The 24,664-nt window shown below is 71.9% G+C and carries 23 protein-coding genes and 1 pseudogene; 9 read left to right on the plus strand and 15 right to left on the minus strand.

Annotated features, from left to right (window positions below):
- The 10 genes from ACIQVL_RS00570 to ACIQVL_RS00615 all read right to left on the minus strand — a co-directional run bounded on the left by ACIQVL_RS00570 (position 1) and on the right by ACIQVL_RS00615 (position 11,346).
- On the minus strand, positions 1 to 1,116 hold the full coding sequence (locus ACIQVL_RS00570; RefSeq protein ID WP_403473892.1) for a pectinesterase family protein: 1,116 nt from the start codon (positions 1,114 to 1,116) through the stop codon (positions 1 to 3).
- A gap of 102 nt (positions 1,117 to 1,218) precedes the next feature.
- Entirely contained in the window at positions 1,219 to 2,535 is a 1,317-nt protein-coding gene (locus tag ACIQVL_RS00575; RefSeq protein WP_403435291.1) for a polysaccharide lyase family 1 protein, read from the minus strand.
- A 17-nt stretch (positions 2,536 to 2,552) separates the two neighbouring features.
- On the minus strand, positions 2,553 to 3,326 hold the full coding sequence (locus ACIQVL_RS00580; protein WP_403473893.1) for a rhamnogalacturonan acetylesterase: 774 nt from the start codon (positions 3,324 to 3,326) through the stop codon (positions 2,553 to 2,555).
- Between the two features lie 128 nt (positions 3,327 to 3,454).
- Positions 3,455 to 4,789: an ABC transporter substrate-binding protein gene (locus ACIQVL_RS00585; protein WP_403473894.1), complete on the minus strand. Its 1,335-nt coding sequence runs from the start codon at positions 4,787 to 4,789 to the stop codon at positions 3,455 to 3,457.
- Between the two features lie 98 nt (positions 4,790 to 4,887).
- Positions 4,888 to 6,036: a Gfo/Idh/MocA family protein gene (locus tag ACIQVL_RS00590; RefSeq protein WP_403435285.1), complete on the minus strand. Its 1,149-nt coding sequence runs from the start codon at positions 6,034 to 6,036 to the stop codon at positions 4,888 to 4,890.
- Positions 6,037 to 6,106: 70 nt separating this feature from the next.
- Positions 6,107 to 6,991 (minus strand): carbohydrate ABC transporter permease, encoded by an 885-nt coding sequence (locus tag ACIQVL_RS00595; protein WP_403435283.1) that lies wholly within the window; start codon positions 6,989 to 6,991, stop codon positions 6,107 to 6,109.
- A complete protein-coding gene (locus tag ACIQVL_RS00600) occupies positions 6,988 to 7,923 on the minus strand; it encodes a carbohydrate ABC transporter permease (protein WP_403435281.1) in 936 nt (311 codons plus the stop codon). The genes ACIQVL_RS00595 and ACIQVL_RS00600 overlap by 4 nt, the downstream gene beginning before the upstream one ends.
- 107 nt (positions 7,924 to 8,030) lie before the next feature.
- Complete coding sequence (gene araD, locus ACIQVL_RS00605; RefSeq protein WP_403474776.1) at positions 8,031 to 9,776, minus strand: L-arabinonate dehydratase; 1,746 nt, start codon at positions 9,774 to 9,776, stop codon at positions 8,031 to 8,033.
- Positions 9,773 to 10,684: a dihydrodipicolinate synthase family protein gene (locus tag ACIQVL_RS00610; RefSeq protein ID WP_403435279.1), complete on the minus strand. Its 912-nt coding sequence runs from the start codon at positions 10,682 to 10,684 to the stop codon at positions 9,773 to 9,775. The genes araD and ACIQVL_RS00610 overlap by 4 nt, the downstream gene beginning before the upstream one ends.
- The gene (locus ACIQVL_RS00615) at positions 10,681 to 11,346 is read right to left on the minus strand and encodes a GntR family transcriptional regulator (protein WP_403435277.1); all 666 of its coding nucleotides are present in this window, start codon (positions 11,344 to 11,346) and stop codon (positions 10,681 to 10,683) included. Before ACIQVL_RS00615 ends, ACIQVL_RS00610 begins: the two co-directional genes overlap by 4 nt.
- A 271-nt stretch (positions 11,347 to 11,617) precedes the next feature.
- Here ACIQVL_RS00615 and ACIQVL_RS00620 point away from each other — a divergent pair, with 271 nt between their 5' ends.
- Positions 11,618 to 12,040, plus strand: coding sequence for a hypothetical protein (locus ACIQVL_RS00620; RefSeq protein WP_403473895.1), 423 nt, complete (start codon positions 11,618 to 11,620; stop codon positions 12,038 to 12,040).
- On the opposite strand, the pseudogene ACIQVL_RS00625 reads toward ACIQVL_RS00620, so the two are convergent.
- Positions 12,019 to 12,591: pseudogene (locus ACIQVL_RS00625) on the minus strand (transcriptional regulator); the annotation flags it as partial. The gene ACIQVL_RS00620 and the pseudogene ACIQVL_RS00625 overlap by 22 nt on opposite strands.
- Here ACIQVL_RS00625 and ACIQVL_RS00630 point away from each other — a divergent pair.
- Entirely contained in the window at positions 12,524 to 13,030 is a 507-nt protein-coding gene (locus ACIQVL_RS00630; RefSeq protein WP_403435506.1) for a hypothetical protein, read from the plus strand. The pseudogene ACIQVL_RS00625 and the gene ACIQVL_RS00630 sit on opposite strands and share 68 nt — an antisense overlap.
- A gap of 51 nt (positions 13,031 to 13,081) precedes the next feature.
- Here the strand turns inward: ACIQVL_RS00630 and ACIQVL_RS00635 are convergent, their stop codons facing one another.
- Both ACIQVL_RS00635 and ACIQVL_RS00640 read right to left on the minus strand, forming a co-directional pair.
- On the minus strand, positions 13,082 to 13,834 hold the full coding sequence (locus ACIQVL_RS00635) for an MBL fold metallo-hydrolase (RefSeq protein ID WP_403473896.1): 753 nt from the start codon (positions 13,832 to 13,834) through the stop codon (positions 13,082 to 13,084).
- Positions 13,835 to 13,929: 95 nt separating this feature from the next.
- Complete coding sequence (locus ACIQVL_RS00640) at positions 13,930 to 14,502, minus strand: TIGR03086 family metal-binding protein (protein ID WP_403473897.1); 573 nt, start codon at positions 14,500 to 14,502, stop codon at positions 13,930 to 13,932.
- A 278-nt stretch (positions 14,503 to 14,780) separates the two neighbouring features.
- Between ACIQVL_RS00640 and ACIQVL_RS00645 the strand changes: the two genes are divergently transcribed.
- Positions 14,781 to 16,016 carry an MFS transporter gene (locus tag ACIQVL_RS00645; protein ID WP_403473898.1) on the plus strand — a complete coding sequence of 412 codons (1,236 nt, stop codon included), beginning with the start codon at positions 14,781 to 14,783 and terminating at the stop codon, positions 16,014 to 16,016.
- Here the strand turns inward: ACIQVL_RS00645 and ACIQVL_RS00650 are convergent.
- Positions 15,959 to 17,116, minus strand: coding sequence for a hypothetical protein (locus ACIQVL_RS00650; RefSeq protein ID WP_403435494.1), 1,158 nt, complete (start codon positions 17,114 to 17,116; stop codon positions 15,959 to 15,961). The two genes, ACIQVL_RS00645 and ACIQVL_RS00650, sit on opposite strands and share 58 nt — an antisense overlap.
- 29 nt (positions 17,117 to 17,145) lie before the next feature.
- Positions 17,146 to 18,087 (minus strand): 5-dehydro-4-deoxyglucarate dehydratase, encoded by a 942-nt coding sequence (locus ACIQVL_RS00655; protein ID WP_403435269.1) that lies wholly within the window; start codon positions 18,085 to 18,087, stop codon positions 17,146 to 17,148.
- Between the two features lie 251 nt (positions 18,088 to 18,338).
- On the opposite strand from ACIQVL_RS00655, the gene ACIQVL_RS00660 reads away from it, so the two are divergent.
- From ACIQVL_RS00660 to ACIQVL_RS00685, 6 genes are all read left to right on the plus strand, one after another.
- The gene (locus ACIQVL_RS00660) at positions 18,339 to 19,148 is read left to right on the plus strand and encodes an NAD-dependent epimerase/dehydratase family protein (protein ID WP_403473899.1); all 810 of its coding nucleotides are present in this window, start codon (positions 18,339 to 18,341) and stop codon (positions 19,146 to 19,148) included.
- A gap of 527 nt (positions 19,149 to 19,675) precedes the next feature.
- Complete coding sequence (locus ACIQVL_RS00665; protein WP_403435265.1) at positions 19,676 to 20,446, plus strand: DeoR/GlpR family DNA-binding transcription regulator; 771 nt, start codon at positions 19,676 to 19,678, stop codon at positions 20,444 to 20,446.
- 76 nt (positions 20,447 to 20,522) lie between these two features.
- On the plus strand, positions 20,523 to 21,890 hold the full coding sequence (locus ACIQVL_RS00670; protein ID WP_403473900.1) for an ABC transporter substrate-binding protein: 1,368 nt from the start codon (positions 20,523 to 20,525) through the stop codon (positions 21,888 to 21,890).
- A complete protein-coding gene (locus ACIQVL_RS00675) occupies positions 21,887 to 22,822 on the plus strand; it encodes a carbohydrate ABC transporter permease (RefSeq protein WP_403435262.1) in 936 nt (311 codons plus the stop codon). Before ACIQVL_RS00670 ends, ACIQVL_RS00675 begins: the two co-directional genes overlap by 4 nt.
- Positions 22,819 to 23,664, plus strand: coding sequence for a carbohydrate ABC transporter permease (locus ACIQVL_RS00680; RefSeq protein WP_403435260.1), 846 nt, complete (start codon positions 22,819 to 22,821; stop codon positions 23,662 to 23,664). The genes ACIQVL_RS00675 and ACIQVL_RS00680 overlap by 4 nt, the downstream gene beginning before the upstream one ends.
- Positions 23,661 to 24,650, plus strand: a complete 990-nt coding sequence (locus tag ACIQVL_RS00685) for a zinc-dependent alcohol dehydrogenase family protein (RefSeq protein ID WP_403473901.1) — start codon at positions 23,661 to 23,663, stop codon at positions 24,648 to 24,650. The genes ACIQVL_RS00680 and ACIQVL_RS00685 overlap by 4 nt, the downstream gene beginning before the upstream one ends.
- Positions 24,651 to 24,664 lie beyond the last annotated feature (14 nt).

Raw genomic sequence — 24,664 nt, forward strand, 5'->3', positions numbered from 1 at the left:
TCAGCACTCCTGCCAGGGGGTCCAGTCACCGAGGTAGGCCTGCCGGGTCGCGGACCCGGCCTGTTCCGCGCCGAGTTGGGGCCGGTTCCCGGGGACGCTGATCGCCGCGCCGGGACCGGAGTTGCGGTACTCGGCGAACCGCATGGACTGCCAGGGGAAGGCGTCCGACATGTTGGTGTAGGGCGCGACGGCGTCGATGCCCGCGCCGAGGTACGTGTCGCGGACGACGAGCGAGGGGCGGGCGGTGGTGTCGGAGCTGGGCACCCAGGGGCGGGCCAGCTTGTAGGCGGCGTCCGGGGCTTCGCTGCTGATGCGGCTCCGGCTCACCAGGAAGCCGTGCGGGTTGGCGGCCGCCGTCGACGGAGCGAGGACGAACCCGTACGGGGCGGCCGCCAGGTCGGTCCGGTTCAGGGTGCGGAAGCGGCAGCGCTCGTACACGGCCGTGGCCCGCCCGAAGACGAAGTCGACGTCGCCCTCGACGTGGCAGCGCCCGAAGTACTGCCGGGCGAAGGCCCCCAGGGCCGTCGAGTCGGCGTACAGGGTGTCCTGGTGGCCGAGGAACCGGCAGTGGTGGAAGGCGCTGCGGTCGCCCTGCACCTTGAGCGCGACGGCCTGGGTGGCGGTGATGTCCGGGTGGTCGGCGCGCAGCCAGTCGTTGGCGAAGGTGATCCAGCGGGCGGTGAAGCCGTCGGCCTGCACGGTGGTGGTGGCGGAGCCGGTGGTGCCGTACGTGCCGCCGCCGGGCTTCGGGGTGCCGGCCGCGTTGTCGTACACGATGACGACGGCGCCCGGGTTCTCGGCGGCGCCGATCCAGGTGGCCTCGGTGCGGGTGGCGTCGACGGCGACCGTCTCCCGGTAGACGCCGGGGGCGAGGACCAGCGTCCAGCCGCTGCCGGTGGCGGCGGTGACGGCGGCCTGGACGGTGCTGAAGTCGCCGCGGCCGTGCGGGTCGACGTACAGGGTCAGCGGGGTGCGCCGGCGCTCCGGGGAGCCGTACCGCCCGAAGGGGCGAGCGGCGGCGGGCGCGGGGCGGGCGGTCAGGGCGAGCGTGGCGCCCGCCCCGGCGCCCGCGGCGAGGAAGCCCCGTCTGGACAGGGGATGGTGGAGCGAGGACATGCGGGTGCTCCTTGAGGAGGGAAAGGGGTGGCGGTACTCCTTGCCGTGGGGGGTGGGGCCGGGGCGGACTCCGGTGCGCGCCCCGGCCGCGGGCGACGCGCGTCAGCGCAGGCGGCCGGCGCCCGCGCCGCAGTCGACGATGCGTGGCACGGCCTGCGCCGGGTCGACCTCGGTCCGCAGGGTCGGCGTCCAGGTGGAGCCGGCGGTGAGGGTCTCGGCGGGGATCTGGGCGTTGTGGACGGCGATCAGGTCCGTCGGCTCACCGTTGACGTAGTTGTCGTCGGCGGTGAGCGTCGACTCGTTCCACTTCTTCAGGACCGAGCCCGCCCTGACGGTGTCGGGCAGGGTGAACGCGTTGTGTTCGGCGACGAGTTGGGACTCGATCCCGATGCCGTAGCTGTAGCCGTAGCCGTCCTCGGCGACGAAGTGGTTGTTGTAGGAGTCGACCTGTCCGAACCGCACCCGGGGTGCCCGCTCCACCAGGTCGGAGAACAGGTTGTGGTGGAAGGTGACCTTGAGGTGCCCGCGGTCGACGGCCGCGGTGGACGCGCTGTCGCTGTTGCCGATGAGGATCGTCTTGTCGTGGTCCGCGAAGACGTTCCAGGAGGCGGTGACGTAGTCGGCGCCCTTGACGATGTCCAGTTCGCCGTCGTGCTGCTCGAAGATCCGCCCGAAGTACGACGGCAGCGTGCTGTCCGGGTGTTCCCCGTCGGTGAACGTGTCGTGGTCCATCCACACATGGGTGGACCCGTAGACGACGGCGCTGTCGTACTCGGAGTTCCAGTTGCCGTCGGCGGTGTCGGTCGGGTCCCACTGCGGGAAGCAGTCGAGCGGGCTCTCGAAGCTCAGGTTGCGGACGATGACGTTGTCGACGGCCTTGATCTGCAGGCTGGCGCCCTTGAAGCCGGCGTCCTTGCCGATGCCGACGATGGTGGTGTTGGCCGGGACGTACGCCTTGATGTAGGCGTCCTGGGCGGCGGCGGAGGCGCGGCGCAGCCCCTCCGGGCTGTCGTCGGGCTCGTTGTCGAGGTTGGTGGAGTGGCCCCAGACCTCGGGCGAGTACGTGGCGAGGTAGGCGGCGAAGTCGTAGCCGGGCACGGCGAACGAGTCGCAGCTCGGCCCGTCCGCGTCGATCGTCCCGCTGACTCTGATGATCTTCGGCGCGGTGCCGCCGTCGGCGAGGGCGGCCTTGAACCCGTCCCAGGTGGTGACGGTGTAGACGTGTGCGGCGTCGGCGGCGGCCCCGCCGGTGGTCCCGGTGGTGGCAGCTCCCCAGCCGTCGTTCGCGGCGAGCACCTGGCGGTCGAGCGCGGTCCGGTGCGGGGCGGCGGCCTGGGCGGTTCCGGTCACGGCCAGGACGAGAGCCGTGCAACCGGCCAGCGCGCCAATGACGCGTCCATGACATATCTGTGTACGCACTGTGCGGTTCTCCTCGGCTATGCGGGTGGCCAGGTGATCCAGGACGTCGGTATGTCCTCGTGCAGCCGGATGACGTCGTGCCGGGCCAGCACCCGGGTGCGCAGCAGCTCCTGCGTCACGAGCCGGGCCACGGCAATGGCCCCCGGCGGGTTGAAGTGCGTGTTGTCCTGCTCGCTGTCGGTCCAGTTGAAGTACGTCTTGGTCGCCTCGGCCCCGAGCGACTGCCACAGCGCGAGCGACAGCGCCTCGACGTCGAGCAGCGCCACGTGCTCCTGCTCGGCCAGCGCACGCATCGCCGCCGGGTAGTCGCCGTGGGTCGGCACGGCGTTGCCGTCGGCGTCGAACCTCCTGCGCTCGACCGGGGTGGCGAGCACGGGCCGGGCACCGCGCGCCCGAGCGCCGTCGAGGTACCTCCGCAGGTACTCCTGGAACGTGGTCCAGGGCTCGGTGTACCGGGTCGGATCGGCGCTCTTCTCGTCGTTGTGCGCGAACTGGACGAGCAGCAGATCGTGCGGCCGGATGGTCGCGAGGATGGCGTCCAGCCGTCCCTCGTCGACGAAGCTCTTGGAACTCCGGCCGTTCACGGCCTGGTTGGAGACGCCGACTTCCTTCCGGAGAAAGAAGGGAAGCGCCATTCCCCACCCGGTCTCCGGAGCCGCGTCGGCGTATTTCTGGGCGGCGGTGGAATCACCGGCGATGTAGAGGGTTCTCGGATTCCTGCCGGGCGACCGACCGGCGAGAGGAACGGCGGCAAGAGCCGCGGAAGTCACCTGTCTGCGCGTAAGGGACACAAGGGTGCACCTTTCAGGTCTTTGTCTTGGGGGCGCTGGGGGTACCCCCGGCCGAAGGCTGGGGGAGGAACCGCGCGACCAGCCACAACGGACCCGCAGTCCCCCACGGACCGAAACCGGCCGAGCTCTCAGTGGTTCTTCTTCCAGTCCGCCTGGGCCTTGTTCAGCTGATCGGCCAGCGTGTCCAGGAACTCCTTCGCCGTCATTTTCCCGAGCAGCACCTTCTGGAAGTTCGGCTCGTTGTCGGCCTTGGAAATCGTGTTCCAGTCCGGCAGGTAGTAGGGAAGCTGCACGATCTTCGTCGTCGCCCCGTTGAGCGCCTCGGCGGCCAGCTTCGTCGGCTCCGACGCCTGCACCCAGGCGTCCTGCGCCGCCTCGTTGTTCGCCGGCACCTGCCCCGCCGACTCGTTCCACTTGCTGTTGGCCTCGTGCGAGGCGGCGAACTCGATGAACTTCCAGGCGGCGGCCTTGTTCTTGCCGGACTTGAAGAGACCGAGCCCGTCCACGGGGTTGGAGACCTGCACCCGGGTCCCGTCGTCCAGCGTCGGATTCGGAATGCCCTTGAACTTCCCGCTCAGCGCCTTCTCGTGGTCGGCATAGGAACCGAGGTTGTGGCTCAGCATCCCGATCGTGCCGGAATCCCACTGCGCGACCATCTTGGTGAAGTCGTTGTTGACGTCGGCGGACGGGGTGTCCTTCTTGTACAGCCCGACGTACTTCTCCAGGGCGGCGACGTTCTTCGGGTCGTTGACGGTGGTCGTGTCGCCGTTCCAGAAGGAGGTGATCCCGCTCTGCCCGTACGTGGCGTCCAGCGCCTGGGCGATGGAGCCCTCGCCGCCCCGGATGGTGTACCCGAACCTGTTCTTCGCCTGGTCGGTGAGTCTGTCGGCGGCCGCGTAGAAGTTCGTCCAGGTGGCCGGCGCGTCCAACTCGGCCGCGGCGAACAGATCGGTCCGGTACCAGAGCGTGCCGTTGTTCGCCGAGGTCGGCACGGAGTACGTCTTCCCGTCGCCGCCGGCGGCCGTGACGCTCTCCAGGAACTTCTCGTTGAGCTCGCCCTTCAGCGGGCTCTTGGCGAGCCGACTGTCCAGCGGCTCCAGCGCGCCCTGCGCGGCGACCTCCGCGAGCATCGCGGTGGTGACCCCGCCGACGTCGGGCAGGCCGCCGCCCTGGATGGCGGTGTCGTACTTGGACTGGACGCTGGCGGCGGGCACCCCGACGTACGTGACCTTGATGTCGGGGTTCTGCTTCTCGAAGTCGGCGATGATCTCCTTCCACACGTCGGTGCGGACACCGCCGTTGTTGTCCCAGAAGGTGACCGTGCCCTTCCCGGAGCCCTCGCCGCCCTTGCCGCCCGCGCTGCCGCTGCCGCCGTCGCCGCAGGCGGTGGCGGTCAGCGCGAGCACGGAACCCAGGGCGACGGCGAGGGCCGCGCGCCTGCTTCTGCGGATGCTGCTCTTCATCGATCGGCTCTCTTCTGTCTGGGGTCGGCAGGGAGTGACGCGGAAGTGCGTGGCGGCGGCCCCGACAGCGTCCGCGGCACCCGGCCGACGGTCGTCCCTCATGGGCTCACCTCCTTGGGCGGGGCCCAGGGGGCGCCCAGTTCGGAGTAGAGGGAGAGGGTGTCGGCGCCGGCCGTGACCAGGGCGTCGATGCCGGTCACGACCCGGCGGCCGTCCTCGGGCCGGCGGTACCAGGCGTCGGCGGGCAGCGCGACCGGGTCGCCGGCCACTCGAATCGCCTCGACGACCTTCATGAAGGCGCCGGTGGCGTCCGGTTCCACCAGCAGGGCGGCGCCGGTGGTGAGGTGGTCGGCGAGGTTCTCCAACAGGTCCGTGCTGCCGTACTCGGTCTCCTCCGGGCCGTGGCCGGCCCGCTGCACCAGCACCCGGTCCTGCTTGTACCAGTGGGTGATCCGGCCGCCGGTGCCGTGCACCAGGACGTACGGGTCGCCCGGCTCCTCGGCGCAGAGCGTGGCGGCGACCGTGACCGGGCCGCGCGGGGTGCTGACGCGGACGCAGGAGGTGTCGTCGGACTCGATGTCGTTGGCGCGCAGCAGCTCGGTCTCGATGCCGGTGACGTCCTCGGCGCGGTCCGTGCCGAGCAGGGCGAGACCGGTGGCGACGGCGTGCGCGAGGGGGTTGGTGAGCACCCCGTCGACGACGTCGACGCCGTTCAGCCGCCGCTTGCCGGCCCAGGGCGCCCGCCGGTAGTAGGCCTCGGGACGGGCCCAGGCACCCGCGCCGCCCACCCCCACCACGTCGCCGACGGCGCCCTCCGCGATCAGCCGCCGGATCGCGGGCACGGCGTGCGAGCCCAGCGACTGGAAGCCGATCTGGCAGGCCACGCCCGCCTTCGCGACCCCGTCGGCCATCCGCCGGAACTCGGCGTACGACGGCGCCGGCGGCTTCTCCAGGAGCAGGTGCACGCCCCGCTCGGCGGCCGCCAGGGCGAGGTCCGTGTGGGTGGGGATGGGCGTGCAGATCACGGCGATCCGGGCACCGGTCGTATCGAGCAGGGCGCCGAAGTCCGCCGACTGGGCGGGCTGCCCGAGCCCCTCCGGCAGTTCGTCGGCGCCCAGCGGGGTCAGCTCGCAGATGCCGGCGAGCCGTACGACGCCCTTCTCCTGGAGCCGGCGGATGTTCTCCAGGTGCCAGCGGCCGTGGCCGCGCGCGCCGGCCAGCACGAGGTCGATGGGTGAAGAGCTCACGATGTCCTCCCTGCGTCGTCGATCTTTGGGTGCAGGGTAAGCGTTTTCCCCGGTCCGCCCGCGACGTGTCTCATCCCTTCACCGCCCCCGCGCCGAAGCCGGTGATCAGCCACTTCTGGATGAAGGCGAAGACGATCACGACCGGTACCGCGGCGATGATCCCGCCCGCGGCCAGCGCGCCCAGGTCCACGCTGTCTGCGCTCATCAGGGTGTTGAGGCCGACCGGGATGGTCTGCTTGCTCTGGTCGGAGAGGAACATCAGGGCGAACAGGAAGTGGTTCCAGGCGTGCACGAAGGCGAAGGAGCCGACCGCGACCAGCCCCGGCCGCAGCAGCGGCAGGACGACGATCCGGAAGGCCGTGAGCCGGTTGCAGCCGTCGACCCAGGCGGCCTCCTCCAGGGAGTACGGCACGTTCCTGATGAAGCCGCTGATCAGGATCATCGACAGCGGCAGCTGGAAGACGGTCTCGGCGACGACCACACTGCCGAGCGAGTTGATCATCTGGAGCCTGGCGAAGATCTGGAAGAGCGGGACCAGGAGCAGCGCGCCCGGCACGAACTGCGAGCAGAGCAGGGCCAGCATGAAGCCGCGCTTGAGCCTGAAGTCGAAGCGGGCGAGGGCGTAGCCGCCGGCCAGCGCGACGACCGTGGTCAGCAGCAGGGTCGAGACTCCGACGTAGACGCTGTTGGTGAAGTAGGTGCCGAAGCTGCGCTCGGTCCACACCTTCTGGAAGTGCTCGAAGGTGACCGGCCAGGGGACGAGGGAGGTGGAGCCGGCCGGGCGCAGGGCGAAGAGCAGGATCCAGTAGAAGGGGACCAGGGTGAAGAGGAGGTAGATCCCGAGGGGGAGGTAGATCTGCCAGCGGGGCACCTCGTCCCAGGCGCGGCGCCGCCGGTGCGGCCGGGCGGGTGCGGACACGACGGGTTCGGCCTCGGCGGCGATCTCGGTGATCACTTCGCCTCACCTCCGAACTTGCTCAGCCGCAGGTAGAGGACGGAGCAGAAGAGCAGGATCACGAAGGCCACCGTGGTCAGCGCGGAGGCGTAGCCGAAGTCGTGGGCGTCGACGCTGGTGTTGGCGATGTAGAGGGGAAGGGTCGTGGTCTCCCCCGCCGGGCCGCCGCCGGTCAGGGTGTAGAGCAGGTCGACGTTGTTGAACTCCCACACCGCGCGCAGCAGCGTGGACAGGACGATGGCGTCCTTGAGATGCGGCAGGGTGATGTGCCGGAACTGCCTGAGGCGGCTCGCCCCGTCGACCTCCGCCGCCTCGTACAGGTCCTTGGACACGGACTGCAGGTCGGCGAGGATGAGGATCGCGAAGAACGGCACGCCCCGCCACAGGTCGGCGACCACCGCCGCCGGGAAGACGGTGGCGGGGTCGGAGAGCCAGCTGGTGCCGTACGACCCGATGCCCGCGTCGGCGAGGTACCGCGTGATGCCGGTCTGGGAGTTGTAGAGCAGCACCCAGATCGCGGAGGTCAGCACGCCGGAGACGGCCCACGGCGAGAAGACCAGCGCCCGGCCCAGGGCCCGGCCGACGAACGTCTGGTTGACGATCAGCGCGAGCGCCAGCCCGAGCAGCAGCTGCAACCCGACTTCCACCACGACCCACTTGGCGCTGAAGGTCAGCGTGTCCCAGAACTGCGGGTCGTGTGCGAAGGCCTGCGTGAAGTTGCCGAGGCCCGCGAAGCCGTTCCGCCAGGGCTTGGTCGGGTTGTAGTTCTGCAGGCTGTAGTAGAAGACGCTGAGCACCGGGTAGGCGATGAAGCCCAGCATCAGCAGGGCCGCCGGGGCGATCAGCAGGTACGGCAGCCTGCGCGGCGTCGCGGAGGCACGGCGCCGCCGGGGAGGCGCGGGCGGTTTCGCCACGGCTGCGGCTTGGGCCATGACCTGTTCTCCGTTCGCGATGGGGCGGTTGCGGTATGTATAGGAAGCGCTTGCTTCATGCACGTGTTTGAAGCGCTTCGACGATCTGCGTCGAAAGGGGGCCGGAGTCAGCCCGCGTACGGGTCCGGGACTTCTCCCGGCCGGGCCAGGAACTCGAAGTCGCAGCCGGTGTCGGCCTGGGTGACCTGCTGGTCGTAGAGGGCGCCGTAGCCGCGTTCGTACCGCGGCGGCGGCGGTGTCCACGCGGCCCGGCGCCGCCGCAGCTCCTCGTCGTCCACGTCGAGCCGGAGGGTGCGGGCCGCGACGTCCAGGGTGACGGAGTCCCCGGTGCGGACCAGGGCGAGCGGACCGCCGACGTAGGACTCGGGGGCGATGTGCAGCACGCAGGCGCCGTAACTGGTGCCGCTCATCCGGGCGTCGGAGATCCGGACCATGTCCCGCACGCCTTGCCTGAGGAGGTGGTCGGGGATGGGCAGCATGCCGTACTCGGGCATGCCCGGACCGCCCCTGGGCCCGACGTTGCGCAGGACGAGCACGCTGTCGGCGGTGATCCCGAGGGAGGGGTCGTCTATGGTGCGCTGCATGGTCCGGTAGTCGTCGAAGACGACGGCGGGCCCGGTGTGCTTGAGCAGCCGCGGCTCGGCGGCGATGTGCTTGATGACGGCGCCGTCCGGGCAGAGGTTGCCGCGCAGCACGGCGACCCCGCCCTCGGCGGCCACCGGGTTGCCGCGGGGCCGGATGACGTCGTCGTCGTGCACCCGGGCGCCGGCGAGCTGCTCGCGGTAGGTGTCGTACGACACCGTCGGCCGGTCGAGATGGAGCAGGTCGGGGATGCGGGAGAGGAAGCCGGGGAGGCCGCCCGCGAAGTGGAAGTCCTCCATCAGGTACCGCTGCCCGCCGGGGCGGACGTTGGCGAGGACGGGCACGGTGCGGGCGATGCGGTCGAAGTCGTCGAGGGTGAGGCGCACCCCGGCCCGGCCGGCCATGGCGATGAGGTGGATGACGGCGTTGGTGGAGCCGCCGAGCCCGAGGACGGTGGTGACGGCGTCCTCGAAGGCGTCGCGGGTGAGGAGGTCGGAGAGCCGCCGGTCGCGGTGGACGAGTTCGACGATCAGCATCCCCGCGCGGGCCGCCATCCGGTCGTGCCCGGAGTCGACGGCCGGGATGCTGGACGCGCCCGGGACGGTCACGCCGAGCGCCTCGGCGGCGGCGGTGAGGGTGGAGGCCGTCCCCATGGTCATGCAGTGACCGGGGGAACGGGCCAGCCCGCTCTCCAGCTCCGCCATCTCGCAGTCGCCGATGAGCCCGGCGCGCTTGTCGTCCCAGTACTTCCACATGTCGGTGCCGGAGCCGAGGACCTCACCCCGCCAGTGGCCCGGGAGCATGGGCCCGGCCGGCACGAAGACGGCCGGCAGGTCCACCGAGGCCGCGCCCATGAGGAGGGCCGGGGTGGACTTGTCGCAGCCGCCCATCAGCACGGCCCCGTCGACCGGGTACGACCGCAGCAGCTCCTCCGTCTCCATGGCGAGGAGGTTGCGGTAGAGCATCGGGGTCGGCTTCTGGAAGGTCTCCGAGAGGGTGGCGACCGGGAACTCCAGCGGGAACCCGCCCGCCTGCCACACACCCCGCTTGACCGCCTGCGCCCGGTCACGGAGGTGCACATGACAGGGGTTGATGTCCGACCAGGTGTTGAGGACGGCGATGACCGGCTTGCCGAGGTGTTCCTCGGGGAGGTAGCCGAGCTGGCGGGTGCGGGCGCGGTGGCTGAAGGAGCGGAGCCCTTCGGTGCCGTACCACTGGTGGCTCCGCAGGTCCTCGGGCCGCCTGCGCGGGACGCTCGCGCCGGGGCTCACAGCGGCCACCCGGCGGCTATGGCGGCGACCTCGGCACGCTCGTCCTCGGGCAGTTGCCTGCTGGGCGGGCGGACGTCGCGGCGGCAGAGACCGAGGGCGGCGAGGGCCTCCTTGACGACGGTGACGTTGTCGGCGGAGCCGTTCGCGGCCCGGAGTTCCTCGAACCGGCGGATCTGTTCCCAGACCTTCATGGCAGCCGGGTAGTCACCGGATCGAAGCGCTTCGATCATGTTCAGCGAAACGGCCGGGGCGACGTTCACGAGGCCGGAGGTGAAGCCGGTGGCGCCGGCCGAGAAGTAGGAGGGCGCGTAGGGCTCGGCGAGCCCGGCGACCCAGACGAAGCGGTCGAGCCCCGCGTCCCGGGCGAAGGCGGCGAACTTGGCGGCGTCCGGGACGGCGTACTTGACGCCGATCACGTTGGGGCAGGCGTCGGCGAGTTCGGCGAGCCGGGCGCCGGGGAGCTGGGCGTTGCGGACGTAGGGGACCACACCGAGCTCGGGGACGGCCGCTGCGACGGCCCGGTGGTAGTCGACCCAGCCCGCCTGCGACACGTACGGATGGACGGGCTGATGGACCATCACCATCTGCGCGCCGTGCTCGCGGGCGTGCCGGGCCGCGGCGACGGCGGTCGCAATGTCGTGCCCGACCCCGACCAGGACGACCGCCCGGTCCCCGGCCTCGTCGAGGGTCAGCTCGGTGACCAGCTGCCGCTCCTGCGGGGCGAGGGCGTAGAACTCGCCGGTGTTGCCGTTGGGGGTGAGGGTGCGCACGCCGCCGTCGAGGAGCCGGCGCAGCAGGGCCCGGTGGGCGTCCTGGTCGATGCCGCCGTCCACGGCGAACGGGGTCACCGGGATGGCCACCACGTCGGCCAGCGCCGCCCGATGGCTCTCGAACACCACGCCGCTCATTCCTGGCCTCCCTGGCCTTCCTGGTCGGCCGCCCGGGGAAACGCCCGGTCGACGAAGGACGCGATGTGGGTGTGCAGGGCGCGGGCGGCACCGTCGGCGTCGCCCGCGAGCGCCAGCCGCAGCATCTCCCGGTGCTCGCCGGCCTCCTGCTCCCAGGAGGGGGAGGCGGCCCAGGCGACGGCGGAGACGAGGGCGGCCTGGTCGCGGACCTCGTCGAGCATCCGGCCGAGGAGCGGGTTGCCGCACGGGAGGTACAGGGCGCGGTGGAAGTCCCGGTTGGCGAGGGAGCGTTCGGCGGTGTCGGTGGCGTCGTCGGCGCGGGTGAGGGCGTCCCGGGCGGCGTCGAGGGAGGCACCGCGCCGCACGGCCCGCCGCAGGGCCTCGGGTTCGAGGAGCAGCCGCACGTCGTAGACCTCCCGCGCCATGTCCGCGTCCACCATGCGCACCGTGACGCCCTTGTACTGGCTCATCACGACCAGCCCGGTCCCGGCGAGGGTCTTGAGCGCCTCCCGCACGGGCGTCTTTGACACCCCGAACTGCGCGGCGAGCTCGGTCTCCACCAGGGCCTGACCGGGCGTCAGCCGACCGGTCAGGATGCGGTGTTTGATCGCGTCCAGCACGAACTGCGTGCGCGACGGAATCGGCATGGGCACAGAGGTCATGCGCGCCTCTCGGGGTCACGAATCAGGTGCGGGACCTGATCTGACGTATCTGATCTCGCGTATCGCGTCTCATATATGACGTACGAGGTATGACGCGGATGAAGGTAGGGGGACGGCTGTGTTTCGTCAATGCTTCTGACAAAGGTGGTCGCAGTGGGGGGACCCGAGCCGTGGCTGGGCAGCCGACCACCGATTCCCTGACGGGAATTGCCGGTCACGGTGGTGCGCCGCAGGATGCGCTGCGAAACGACCTGCCGGCAAGGAGACGTACATGATCGAGATCGACGCGCAGCGCCTGGCCGACCGCTACATGGCCCAGTGGACTGTGCCGGACGCCGCCGAACGCCGCGCGGCCATCGAGCGGCTGTGGGCCAAGGACGCCACCCACGTCCTTCATCCGCCCGCGAAGATCCGGGAGATCGCCGCGGAACTCGGCTTCGACCACACGACCCTGGAGGCCCAGGGGCATGACGCCATCGAGAGCCGGGTGGCACGGAGCCACGAGCGGTTCGTCGAGAAGATGGGCTTGACTTTTCGGCCGCGCGCCGACGCGGTACGCCTGCACGGCGTGGTGAGGTTCGGCTGGGAGACGGTGTCCACCGAAACCGGTGACGTCGTGGGTGGCGGTCTGGAGATTCTCGTGCTCGACGACGACGGCCGGATCAAGGCCGACTACATGTTCCCGGGGGCCTGACCGGCAGAAGAAGGCCTGGCGGCGGCCGAGAGTGCCTCGGCTGTCGCCGCGTCGGCCGGCAGGAACGCCTCCAGCTTGAGCTCGGCGAGTGTCACGTCGACGGCGGTGGCGAAGGTCGTCACGGTCGTCATCAGGCGCAGCTCACCGTGCGAGGACCGCAGGCGGAGCGGGACGGCGAAACCCAGTGCCCCGGCGGGCGGCTCCGGCTCGGGAACGTACCCGGCGAGCTCGGCACGCAGCTCCTCCAAGTGGCCGAGACGGGCGAGGATGTGTCGCGCCCGTTCGGCAAGGTTGTGGATGCGGGGCGCCAGGCCGTCAGGATGCAGCGCAAGGCGGTGGACGTTCGTGCCCGGGCCCACCAACTCGGCGGCCGCGCCCTCGGCGATCAGGTCGAATGCGGTGTTCGCGGCGATGAGGTCGCCGCCCCGGTCCACGACCAGCGCCGGATACGGCAGATGCCCGCGCAGGATGTGATCGATCGCCGTGCGCACGGGGGCCGGCACCGGGTCGTCGAGTGGGCTTTCGGGACGGGCGGGCGCGTACCGCGCGGCACTGGCCCGCACCGGCCGGATGTACGACGGATGGCTGCCCTACCCGCCCGACCTCGCCCACTACGCGCCCGGCCTCCACGATCTCCGCAGGGCGGCGGACGCAGGACGCGCGGCGGAGGACATCATCCCCGCGCTGTTCGTCTCGGTACGGATCGACCAGGACGTCGAGAGCGGCCGCCGGGCCCTGGACGGCTGCTCACGGGCCACTTACGGCATGCCGCTGCAGGAACTGGAGCGGATCCAGGCAGCCGTCACCGGTTCCGCCGACGAGGTGCCGGAGCGCCTGGCACGGTACGTCGCCGCCGGCATCCGGCACCTCGTCGTACGTCTCGGTGCCCTGGACCTGCGCTCCCAGCGCGACCAGCTCGACCGGGGCGCGGACCTGATCCCCGCCGTACGGAGGGCAGCGGGACGCGGCTCCGCACCGGAGGGTTCCTGAGCCCCGGCCCAGCTACCCGGAGTGATGCCGGCGGGACGGTTCCCTCCCGTTTCAGAACCCCCGCGCCTCCCCCTCCCGCGCCACGCTGGTGGGCCGTTCCGACTCCACCCCTGCCCGGGCCGCCGCCATCTCCCGGGTCAGGGCCGGGCCCACGTGGGTGATGAGGAGTTCCCGTGCTCCCGCCTCCCGGGCGATCCGACCCGCGTCCTCCGGGGTCAGGTGAGTCCGTTCGCCTTCGCGATGCCGGTCGAGGTGGGCCTCGCACAGGAAGACATCCGCGCGGGCGGCCAGCTCGGCCAGGGCGGCGCACGGGCCGCTGTCGCCGGAGTACGCCAGCACGCTGCCCTGGCACTCGGCGCGCAGCCCGTAGGCCTCCGTGCCGTGGGCGACCGCGCGGGTGGCGAGCCGCAGGTTCCAGTGCTGGACGGCGTGGCCGTCGTACAGGGGCCGGAAGTCGAGGATTCCGCTCAGGAAGCCCAGGTCCGGGCGGCCGAAGAAGCCTGCCAGGCGTGCCGCGCACTCCTGCGGCGCGTAGACCGGGATCGGTGCGGCCGGGGTCAGGCCGCCGAAGGCGTACGCGTATGCGGCGGCCGCCAGATCCGCGCTGTGATCCGCGTGCAGGTGCGAGAGCCAGATCGCGGTGAGCCGCGCCGGATCCGTGTGCCGCTGCAACTCCGCGAAGGTCCCGGTCCCCGCGTCCACCCACACCTCGGCGCCGCCGCCCCGCAGCAGGTAGCCGGAGCAGGGGCGGCCGGGCCGGGGGTAGGGGGCGGCGGTGCCGAGGACGGTGAGGCTCAAAGGCATGGCGAGGAGAGTACGGATCCGGGTCCCCGCCCGCTCACGGATCGAGCCCTTTTACGGCCTGACCGCTCACCGGCCGATCCGCCCCGGCCGGCCCGCTACGCCTTCCACCCCGGGTCCCGGCCGCTCAGCCCCACCGCCCGGTCCAGCAGCCGCGCGCCCTCCGGCACCGGCACGCGGGGACCGAACGGGCCGCGGCCGCCCATCCGCAGGAAGCCGTACGCCGCCGCCAGGGCCGCGGGATCGGGGACGTACTCCTGGCCGGTGGCGCGGGCCAGGTCCCAGCCGTGGATCACCAGTTCGTCGGCGGCGACCGCGCCCGCCACCCCGCCCGGCAGGTCGATCCCGCCCGCACGCGTCATGCCGTCCCACGCCGACGGGTCCCGCCAGGCCTCCGCGAGCGCGTCGAGCGCCTTGGGCAGCTCCTGCCGCCACTGAGGTCCGAGGGCCGGCAGCGCCGCGCCGGGGCGGTGGTCGGTCGTGGCCCCCAGTTCCTTGCGGGCCGCGTCCCGGAAGGCCACGGACAGGCCCGCCACATGGCCCAGCAGGTGGCGGACGGCGTAGTCCGGACAGGGCGTCGGCCCCGCGAGCTGCCCGTCCGTCACCCGCTCCGCGAGTTCCGCGACGATCCTCGCCTGCGGGCCGAGGTCGATCATGGTCGTACCAGTCATCGTGCTGCCTTCCTGTGCACCGGTTCGGTCGTCCGCCCGGACTCCTCGATCCTCTTCAGGAGGTGGACCGCACGGCCTTCCGGAACTCATCGGCCCGCCACACCGACACCCCGCCCGGGAAGCACCGGAGGCGCGATCACCGGGGCGCCGACCGCACACCCGAACGACGAGCCGAGGAGGAACGAGGAACAACGAGGATCAGCGGGTTCGGCTCCGCGAACTTTCTAGGGCACCTTCCCGATCCCCTCACCCCCGCCTTAGACCCACGATGAGCAGGCATGACGACCAGCACCTCCTGGGCCGTGGCCCGCCTGCTCCGCGACCGCAACGCGGCCCTTTACCTCACCGGTGTCGTGGTGTCCGGCTTCGGTACCTCCGCGCTCTGGCTCGTGTCCGGTGTCTGGGTCAAGGACCTCACCGGCTCCGACGGCCTCGCCGCCCTGTGCACCGCCGCCCTCTGGGCCCCCACCCTCCTCGGCCCCGCCCTCGGCACCGTCGCCGACCGCGTCCGCCGCAGACCCCTGGTGGTCCGCACGAACCTCGCGCTCGCGCTCCTCCTGCTGCCGCTCTGGACGGTCCGCTCCGCCGCCTCCGTGTGGCTGCTCTTCGCCGTCCTCGTCCTCTACGGCGCGGCGGGCGTCGTCGAGGACGCGGCCAACTCCGCGCTGGTCGTCACCGCCGTCGACCCGGCGCTCCTCGGCGACTTCAACGGGCTGCGGATGACCGCCCGCGAGGGCATGAAGCTGGTCGCCCCGCTGACCGGTGCCGCGCTGTACACGGCGTACGGCGGGCCGGGCGTGGCACTGCTGGACGCCTGCACCTTCGTGCTGGCGGCAGGGCTGTGCGCGCTGCTCCGGGTGCGGGAGGAACGGCCCGGACCTGCACCGCGCGGCAACTGGCGCGAGCAGACCGCCGAAGGGGTCCGGCTGATCCGGGCGAACCCGGCCGTGCGGTCTCTGGTGCGGGCCGGCGGCGCCACGCTGTGCCTCGTCTCGCTGGGCAGCAGCCTGAACTACGCCGTGGTGGCCGCCCTCGGTCACTCCCCCGCCTACCTGGGGGTGCTGTACGCCGTCCAGGGCGTCGGTTCGGTGGGCGTCGGGCTGGTCTCGGGGCCCGCGCTGCGGCGGCTGGGCGAGCGGCGGTTCGCGGCGTGCGGGATCGCGCTGACGGGGGTGGCGGTGGCGGGGCGGGCGGTGCCATGTGACATGGCACTCCTCGCCTGCAGCCTCGCCGGCGGCCTGGGCCTCCCCTGCGTGCTGATCGCCGCCTACACCGCCGTACAGCGCGAGATCCCGGCCGCCGCGCTGGGGCGGGCGACCGCGACGGCCGACACGCTGATGTTCGCACCGAACGTGCTCGGACTGGCCGTCGGGGCCGCCCTCGTGGAACTCGTCGACCACCGGCTGCTGTTGCCGGTCCTCGGCGGGGCGCTCCTCCTCACCGCCGGGTCACTGGCTCACCGCAGCGCCTCCCGCACCGCCGCCAGGTCGCCGTCGGACGCCAACCCGGCGTGATACAGCCGCAGTTCGGTCGCGCCCTGCGCACGGGCGCGGTCCGCGTCGGCCGCGAGGGTCGCGGGGCTGCCGCCCATGCCGGAGACCACCGTGAAGTTGGCGGCCAGGACGGTGTCGTCCCGGGCGTGTTCGGCGAAGGGGGCGAGCAGGGCCGTACCGGAGGCGCAGGGGACCACGACGCCGTCCGCGACGGAGAGGATCCAGGCCGGGTCCACGCCCGCGTTGGCCCCGCAGTGGTAGGTCACCGGGTCGGCGTGCAGCAGCACCTGGAAGCCTTCGGGGGCCGCCGCCCGAACGGCGGCCACGGCCCTCTCCTGGAGCGTGCGGGCCTGTCCGTCGCGCCACGCGCGCGTGGCCGCGGCCACCGGCTCGCCGAGCAGCTTCTCCACCGTCGGCCACCCGGCGTCGTCGCCCGTGCCCCGCCACAGCGGCTCCAGGGCCTCCCGTACGGCGGCGGCCAGCTCGTCGGCGGCCAGGCCCTGTTCTTCGTAGCCGGTCCGGCACGCGGGGCAGAAGCACAGTGCCATCAGGTACTGGCCGGCGTCGCCAAGGCCGACCCCGGCGGTCTTGTCGTGGGCGTGCAGGTGCTGGAGGCCGTACCAGCCGAGGGACTCCAGTTCGGTGCCGGCCGCGCCGGGGCGGACGGCGGCCTCGGCGGCGAGATCGGTCAGGTACGCGCGCGTGGCGGGCTGGGCGATGCAGGGTGCCCAGGGGTAGCGGTCGCCGTAGGCGTTGACGACCGAGGTGTCCGGATGTTCGGCGCCCAGGCGGGAGTTGTGGGCGAGGATCACCCAGGTGTGGACGTCGAGACCGGCGCCGGCCAGGGCTTCGGCGGCTTCTCCGTAGGCGTCGCCGGGGGCCCAGTCGCCCGCCCGGTGGGGGCGGAGTCCGCGGCCCGCCCAGCGCTCGCCCGGCGGGTAGTAGACGGCCGCGTACTCGGCGGTGACGATGCGGTGGCGCGGGTGGCGGGGGGTCAGGGCGCGGGTGGAGTGGTAGGCGGAGGCCAGGGTCACCTGGTCGACGCCGAGTGCGGCGATGCGCTCCGGGGCCGCGGGGTCCCCGTCGACGTCCCAGGGGTACACGAACGCCGACGCCCTCAGCCGTCCTGCCCGGCTCGCTCCGGTACGGGTCACGCGCCCTCCTCCAGCAGTGCGTAGCCGCGCTCGATCAGTTGGGCGAGCTGCTTCACGTGGTCCTCGGCCGGCTCGTGCAGCGGAGGGCGGACCTCGCCGACGGCCAGTCCGCGCAGCCGTACGCCCGCCTTGACCAGCGAGACGGCGTAGCCCCGGCCCTGGGCGCGGAGTTCGACGAACGGGCGGTAGAAGCCGTCCAGCAGGCGTTCGGCCGTCGCCCGGTCGCCCTCGCGCAGGGCGGCGTGGAAGGCGAGGGCGATCTCCGGGACGAAGCAGAAGACGGCGGAGGAGTAGAGGTCGATGCCGATGGCCTGGTAGGCGAGCTGGGTCTGTTCGGCGGTGGGCAGACCGTTGAAGTAGAGGAAGTCGCCGGGGGCCTCGGTGCGGACGGCGCTGACGATGCGCTGCATGAGGTCCAGGTCGCCGAGGCCGTCCTTGAAGCCGATGACGCCCTCGGTGCGGGCGAGTTCGACGACCGCGGGCGGGGTGAACACGGCGTTGTCGCGCTGGTAGACGATCACCGGGAGCTCGGTGGCCGCCGCCACCTCGCGGTAGTGCCGGAGCAGGCCCTCCTGGCCGGCGACGACCAGGTAGGGCGGCATGGCGAGCAGGCCGTCGGCGCCCGCGGCCTCGGCGAGACGCGCGTAGCGTACGGCGAGTGCGGTGCCGTAGCCGGCGCCTGCCACCACCGGTACCCGCCCGGCGGCCGCTTCCACGGCCGCGCCCACGCAGGCCTCGAACTCCTCGGGGAGCAGCGCGTGGAACTCCCCCGTGCCGCAGCACGCGAAGACGGCGGCGGCGCCGGCCTCGACGCCCCGGCGGACGTGCTCGCGGTAGGCGTCGAGGTCGAGGGAGCCGTCGGGGCCGTAGGCGGTGACGGGGAAGAAGAGCGGCCCGCGCGGGTCACGGAGCCGGGCGGCGAGAGGGGCTGGCGTCACGGGCGCTCCCTGTCGAGGCGGTCGACGCAGATCGTGCTGCTGATGCATGTCTCTGATCGGCGTCCATATTCATGAACGCGACCACGTTACGAGGCCCCCTCAGCGCCGGTCAAGGCGGCAAACGACCAACAGTCGAGTGGATTCCCGCACTCCACGGCACACTTGACTCGGCGCGCCACCGCTCCCTAGCGTGTCCATGAATGTGAATATCAGACACGTACGCGACCGGAGTCGATCCAAGGAGACCGTGCATGCCCACGCCCCGCACGCTACTGCTCACCGGTGCCGCCGGCGGACTCGGCACCCTGATGCGGTCCCTGCTCCCGGAGTACGGCTACGAGCTGCGCCTGTTCGACGTGCGCCCGGTCGAGGGCGCACCGGACGCGATCACCGCCGACCTCGGCGACAGGGACGCGCTGCGGGCCGCCGTACAGGGCGTGGACGCGGTCCTGCACCTCGCGGGGATCTCCCTGGAGGCGCCGTTCGAGAAGATCCTCCGCGCGAACATCGAGGGCACCTACAACCTGTACGAGGCCGCGCGCGAGGCCGGGGTGCCGCGGATCGTCTTCGCCTCCTCCAACCACGCCGTCGGCTTCACCCCGGCCCCGCGCGCGGGCGATCCGCTGATCCCGGTCGACACCCCGCGCCGCCCGGACACCTTCTACGGCCTGTCCAAGTCGTTCGGCGAGGACCTCGCCCAGCTGTACTGGGACAAGCACGGCCTGGAGACGGTCTCCGTCCGCATCGGCTCCTGCTTCGCGGAGCCGGCCGACGTGCGGATGCTCTCGGTGTGGATGAGCCCCGCCGACGGCGCCCGCCTCTTCCACGCGGCCCTGACCGCCGAGGAGGTCGGCCACACCGTCGTCTACGGCTCGTCCGCCAACACCCGGCTGTGGTGGGACCTGAGCACCGCGCGGGCGCTCGGTTACGAGCCGCAGGACGACTCCGAGCAGTTCGCCGCGAAGCTGATCGCCGAGCACGGCGAACTGGACCCGCAGAAGCCGGCCCAGACCCACCTCGGCGGCCGGTTCGTCGACGACCCGCCGGTCTGGCCGTACTGAGCGGCAGGCCGGGCGGCGGAAAACGATCGCTCACGGCGGCGGGGGGGGCCCCCCCCGGCCCCCCCCCCCCCCGGGTGGGGGCACCCGGGGGCCCCCCCCCCCCCCCCCCCCCCCCCCCCCGCCCGGCCCCCCGGGGGCCCGCCCCCCGCCAACCGCCGCCCCCCCCCCCCCCCCCCGGGGCGGGGGTTTGCGTCGCCCCCCGGGGGGGGGGGCGGCCGGGCGGGGCGGGGGGGGGGGCCCAACCCGCCCGCGCGGGGGGGGGGGGGGCCCCCCCCGGGCCCCCCCCGCCGCCGTGTTCGGGCATCCGGGGCGCCCGCTCCCACGCCTCCCGCCGCAGCCGCGCAGGTCCGCGGCGGGCACTGCACCCGGCAAACGGGCGCACACGGGCAGTATCGGGCCCGCAACAGGCCTGGTCACCCCCGCACACCCGCTGTAGAACTTGCTGCATGGCCCGAACGGGCAGCTCCACGCAGCCGCACGCGACTCCACGCAGCTCCGTGCAGTTCCACAAGGAAGTGGGTGACGAGATGAGCACGCAGACGGCGGAGGAACGCCAGCGCGAGATCGTGCGGGCCGCGCGGGCCACCGGCTCCGTCGACGTCACCGCGCTCGCCGACGCCCTGGGCGTGGCCAAGGAGACCATCCGGCGCGACCTGCGCGCCCTGGAGGACCACGGCCTGGTGCGCCGTACCCACGGGGGCGCGTATCCCGTCGAGAGCGCCGGTTTCGAGACCACGCTCGCCTTCCGGTCGACCAGCCACGTGCCGGAGAAGCGGCGGATCGCGTCGGCCGCCGCCGAGCTGCTGGGCGACGCCGAGACCGTCTTCGTCGACGAGGGCTTCACCCCGCAGCTCATCGCCGAATCACTGCCGACGGACCGGCCGCTGACCGTGGTCACGGCGTCGCTGCCGGTCGCGGGCGCGCTGGCCGAGGCCGAGAACATGTCGGTCCTGCTGCTGGGCGGCCGGGTCCGGGCGGGCACACTGGCCACCGTCGACCACTGGACGACGAAGATGCTCGCCGGCTTCGTGCTCGACCTCGCCTACATCGGTGCCAACGGCATCTCGCGCGAGCACGGGCTGACCACCCCGGACCCCGCCGTCAGCGAGGTCAAGGCGCAGGCGATCCGGGCCGCGCGCCGGACGGTGTTCGCGGGCGTCCACACCAAGTTCGGAGCCGTCAGCTTCTGCCGCTTCGCCGAGATCGGCGCCCTGGAGGCGATCGTGACGAGCACCCTGCTCCCCACGGCCGAGGCCCACCGCTACTCCCTGCTGGGCCCGCAGGTCATCCGGGTCTGACCCACCACCGCCCTCCCCCGAGGGCTCTCCACACCCATCAATGCCCCATATATCACGATTCCTCCAGGAGCGATCCATGCGAACCCCGAGCCGACGGAGGCCGCGAGTCACCCTCGCCATGGCCGCCGCAGGGACGCTGCTCGCCCCGCTGCTCTCCGGCTGCTGGGTCGGTGCGGGCGGGTCCGGTTCCGGCGGCGACTCGATCAACGTACTGATGGTCAACAACCCCCAGATGACGGAACTCCAGAAGCTCGCCCCGCGCTTCACCAAGGAGACCGGCATCAAGGTCAACTTCACCGTCCTGCCCGAGAACGACGTCCGCGACAAGATCAGCCAGGACTTCGCCAACCAGGCCGGCCAGTACGACGTGGCCACCCTGTCCAACTACGAGATCCCGATCTACGCCCGCAACGGCTGGCTGCACGAGATGGACTCCTACGTCGCGAAGGACCCGGGCTTCGACCAGCAGGACATCCTGCAGCCGATGCGCGAGTCCCTGACCGCCGACGACGGCAAGCTCTACGGCGAGCCCTTCTACGGCGAGTCGTCGTTCCTGATGTACCGCAAGGACGTGTTCGCGGCGAAGGGCCTGACGATGCCCGCGCACCCCACCTGGCAGCAGGTCGCCGACCTCGCCGCGAAGGTGGACGGCGCGCAGTCCGGGATGCGCGGCATCTGCCTGCGCGGCCTGCCCGGCTGGGGCGAGATGATGGCGCCGCTGACCACGGTCGTGAACACCTTCGGCGGCACCTGGTTCGACAAGGACTGGAAGGCACAGCTGACCGGGTCCGGCTTCGAGAAGGCGACGAAGTTCTATGTCGACCTGGTCCGGGCCCACGGCGAGTCCGGCGCCCCGCAGTCCGGCTTCGCCGAGTGCCTCAACAACATGACCCAGGGCAAGACGGCCATGTGGTACGACGCGACTTCGGCGGCCGGCCTCCTGGAGGCGAACGGCTCCCCGGTCAGGGGCAAGCTCGGCTACGTCCCCGCGCCGGTGGAGCAGACCAAGTCCTCCGGCTGGCTCTACACCTGGGCCTGGGGCATCCAGAAGGCCTCCCGCAACCCCGACAAGGCCTGGAAGTTCGTCTCCTGGGCGTCCAGCAAGGAGTACGAGGACCTGGTCGGGCAGACCAGCGGCTGGTCCAACGTCCCGGCGGGCAAACGCGCGTCGACGTACACGAACCCGGACTACGTGAAGTCCGCCGCGGCCTTCCAGGAGATGACCAAGGAGGCCATCGAGAGCGCCCGCCCGAACGACCCCGGCGTCCAGCCGCGGCCCGCGCCCGGCATCCAGTTCGTCGACATCCCCGAGTTCACCGATCTCGGCACCAAGGTCTCCCAGGAGATCAGCTCGGCCGTCGCCGGACGGCAGTCCGTCGACTCGGCCCTCAAGAAGTCCCAGCAACTCGCCGAGAAGATCTCCAAGGAGTACGAGGGACGATGACCGTGACGACAGCCCCCTACGCAGCGACACCCGTACGCGCCACGCGGCCGCCCTCCGCCCGTCTGCGCGCCTGGGCCACCCGGGCCCCGCTCCTGCCCGCCCTGGTCTTCATGATCGTCGTGACCCAGCTGCCCTTCGTGGCCACGGTGGTCATCTCGTTCCTCGACTGGAACGCCCTCTACCCGAAGGCACGGCACTTCGCCGGCGTCGACAACTACCGCCAGGTCCTCACCGACGCCGACCTGCGCCACTCGGTCTGGACGACCGTGCTCCTGACCGTGACCGTGGTCCTGGTCAGCCTGGTCCTCGGCCTCGCGCTCGCCCTGCTGCTGAACAACAGATTCCGCGGCCGGGGCGTCGTCCGCACCCTGCTGATCGCCCCGTTCCTGGTGGTCCCGGTGGCCGCCGCCCTGCTCTGGAAGCACGTCCTCTACAACCCGGAGTACGGCCTGCTCAACGGCCTGTTGCACTACGTCGGCGGGCCGCAGCCCGACTGGATCTCCAACACCCCGCTGCTGGCCGTGGAGGCCGCCCTGGTGTGGCAGTGGACGCCGTTCATGATGCTGATCCTGCTCGCCGGGCTGCAGAGCCGGGACCCCGAGCAGATCGAGGCCGCGCGGGTGGACGGCGCGGGCGAATGGCAGATCTTCCGCCACCTGACCCTCCCGCACCTGCGCCGCTACCTCGAACTCGGCGCGCTGCTGGGCTGCATCTACATCGTCCAGAACTTCGACGCGGTCTTCACGATCACGTCCGGCGGCCTGGGCACCGCCAACCTCCCCTACACCGTGTACCAGAGCTTCTACCAGGCCCACGAGAACGGCCTCGCCTCGGCCGCCGGCGTCCTGGTGGTCATCGGCTCGATCATCATCGCGACCTTCGCCCTGCGCGTGGTGTCGTCCCTGTTCCGAGAGGAGGCGTCCCGCGCATGAGCAGTCTCGCCCTACGCGTCAGGAAGCACCGGGGCCGCGGCATCGGCCTGGTGGCCTGGCTGGTCGGCATCGTCTTCTTCTTCCCCATCGCCTGGATGGCGCTGACGTCCTTCCACTCCGAGGCGGACGCGGCGACCAACCCGCCCTCCTTCGGCGCCGCCCTCACCCTGGACGGCTACCGGGAGTTCTTCGGCGCGGGCGGCGGCGCGAGCCCCTGGCCCGCACTGGTCAACTCGGCGGTGGCGTCGATCGTCTCGACGCTCCTCGTCCTCGTCCTCGCCTTCCCGGCGGCCTACGCGCTGTCGATCCGGCGGGTGCGGAAGTGGACCGACGTCCTGTTCTTCTTCCTCTCCACCAAGATGCTGCCGGTCGTCGCCGGCCTGCTGCCGATCTACCTGTTCGCGAAGAACACCGGGATGCTGGACAACATCTGGTTCCTGGTCATCCTCTACACCTCCATGAACCTGCCGATCGCGGTGTGGATGATGCAGTCCTTCCTCGCCGAGGTCCCCGTCGCCGTCATCGAGGCCGCACAGATCGACGGCGCCCGGCTGCCGACCATCCTCGCGCGCGTGGTCGCCCCGATCGCCCTGCCCGGCATCGCCGCGACCTCGCTGATCTGCTTCATCTTCAGCTGGAACGAACTGCTCTTCGCCCGAGTCCTGACGGGCGTGGTCGCCGAGACCGCCCCCGTCTTCCTGACCGGCTTCATCACCAGCCAGGGCCTGTTCCTGGCCAAGGTGTGCGCCGCGTCGCTCGTCGTCTCCCTGCCGGTGCTCGCCGCGGGGTTCGCCGCCCAGGACAAACTGGTCCAGGGCCTGTCCTTGGGAGCCGTGAAATGAAGGCCGCCGTCATCGAGTCCGTGGGCCGTGCCGTCGTCACCGAGGTCCCGGACCCGACACCGGGCCCCCGCGAGGTCGTCGTGGAGGTGGCCGCGTGCGGCCTGTGCGGCACCGATCTGCACATCCTCCAGGGCGAGTTCGCGCCCAAGCTGCCGATCGTGCCGGGCCACGAGTTCGCCGGCGAGGTGGTCGGCGTCGGCTCCCAGGTCACCGAGGTGGCGATCGGCGACCAGGTCGCGGTCGACCCGTCCCTGTACTGCCACGAGTGCCGCTACTGCCGCGACGGCCACAACAACCTCTGCGAACGCTGGGCCGCGATCGGCGTGACCGTGCCGGGCGGCGCCGCGCAGTACGCCGTCGCCCCCGTCGCCAACTGCGTCAAGCTCCCCGAGCACGTCCGCACCCAGGACGCGGCCCTGGTCGAGCCGCTGTCCTGCGCGGTACGCGGCTACGACGTCCTGAAGTCGAGGCTGGGTGCGCACGTGCTCATCTACGGCTCGGGGACCATGGGCCTGATGATGCTGGAGCTGGCCAAGCGGACCGGCGCGGCGAGCGTGGACGTGGTGGACCTGAACCCCGTCCGCCTGGAGACCGCGCAGCGGCTCGGGGTCTCCGGCTCCGCGGCGAACGCCGACGAGCTGGACCGTCCGCGGGGCTGGGACGTGGTGATCGACGCCACCGGCAACGCGGCGGCGATCCAGGACGGCCTGGAGCGGGTCGCCAAGGCGGGTACGTTCCTCCAGTTCGGGGTCGCCGACTACGCGACGAGGGTGACGATCGACCCGTACCGCATCTACAACCAGGAGATCACCATCACCGGCTCCATGGCCGTGCTGCACAGCTACGAGCGGGCGGCGGAGCTGTTCGCGAACGGGGTCCTGGACCCCGAGGTCTTCATCAGCGACCGGCTGCCGCTCGACAGCTACCCGCAGGCGCTGGAGCAGTTCGCGGCGGGCGTGGGCCGGAAGATCGTCGTGGTGCCGTAGCAGTCGTGGCGCCG

This window comes from Streptomyces sp. NPDC090499 (genome assembly GCF_044769305.1).
Taxonomy (GTDB): domain Bacteria; phylum Actinomycetota; class Actinomycetes; order Streptomycetales; family Streptomycetaceae; genus Streptomyces.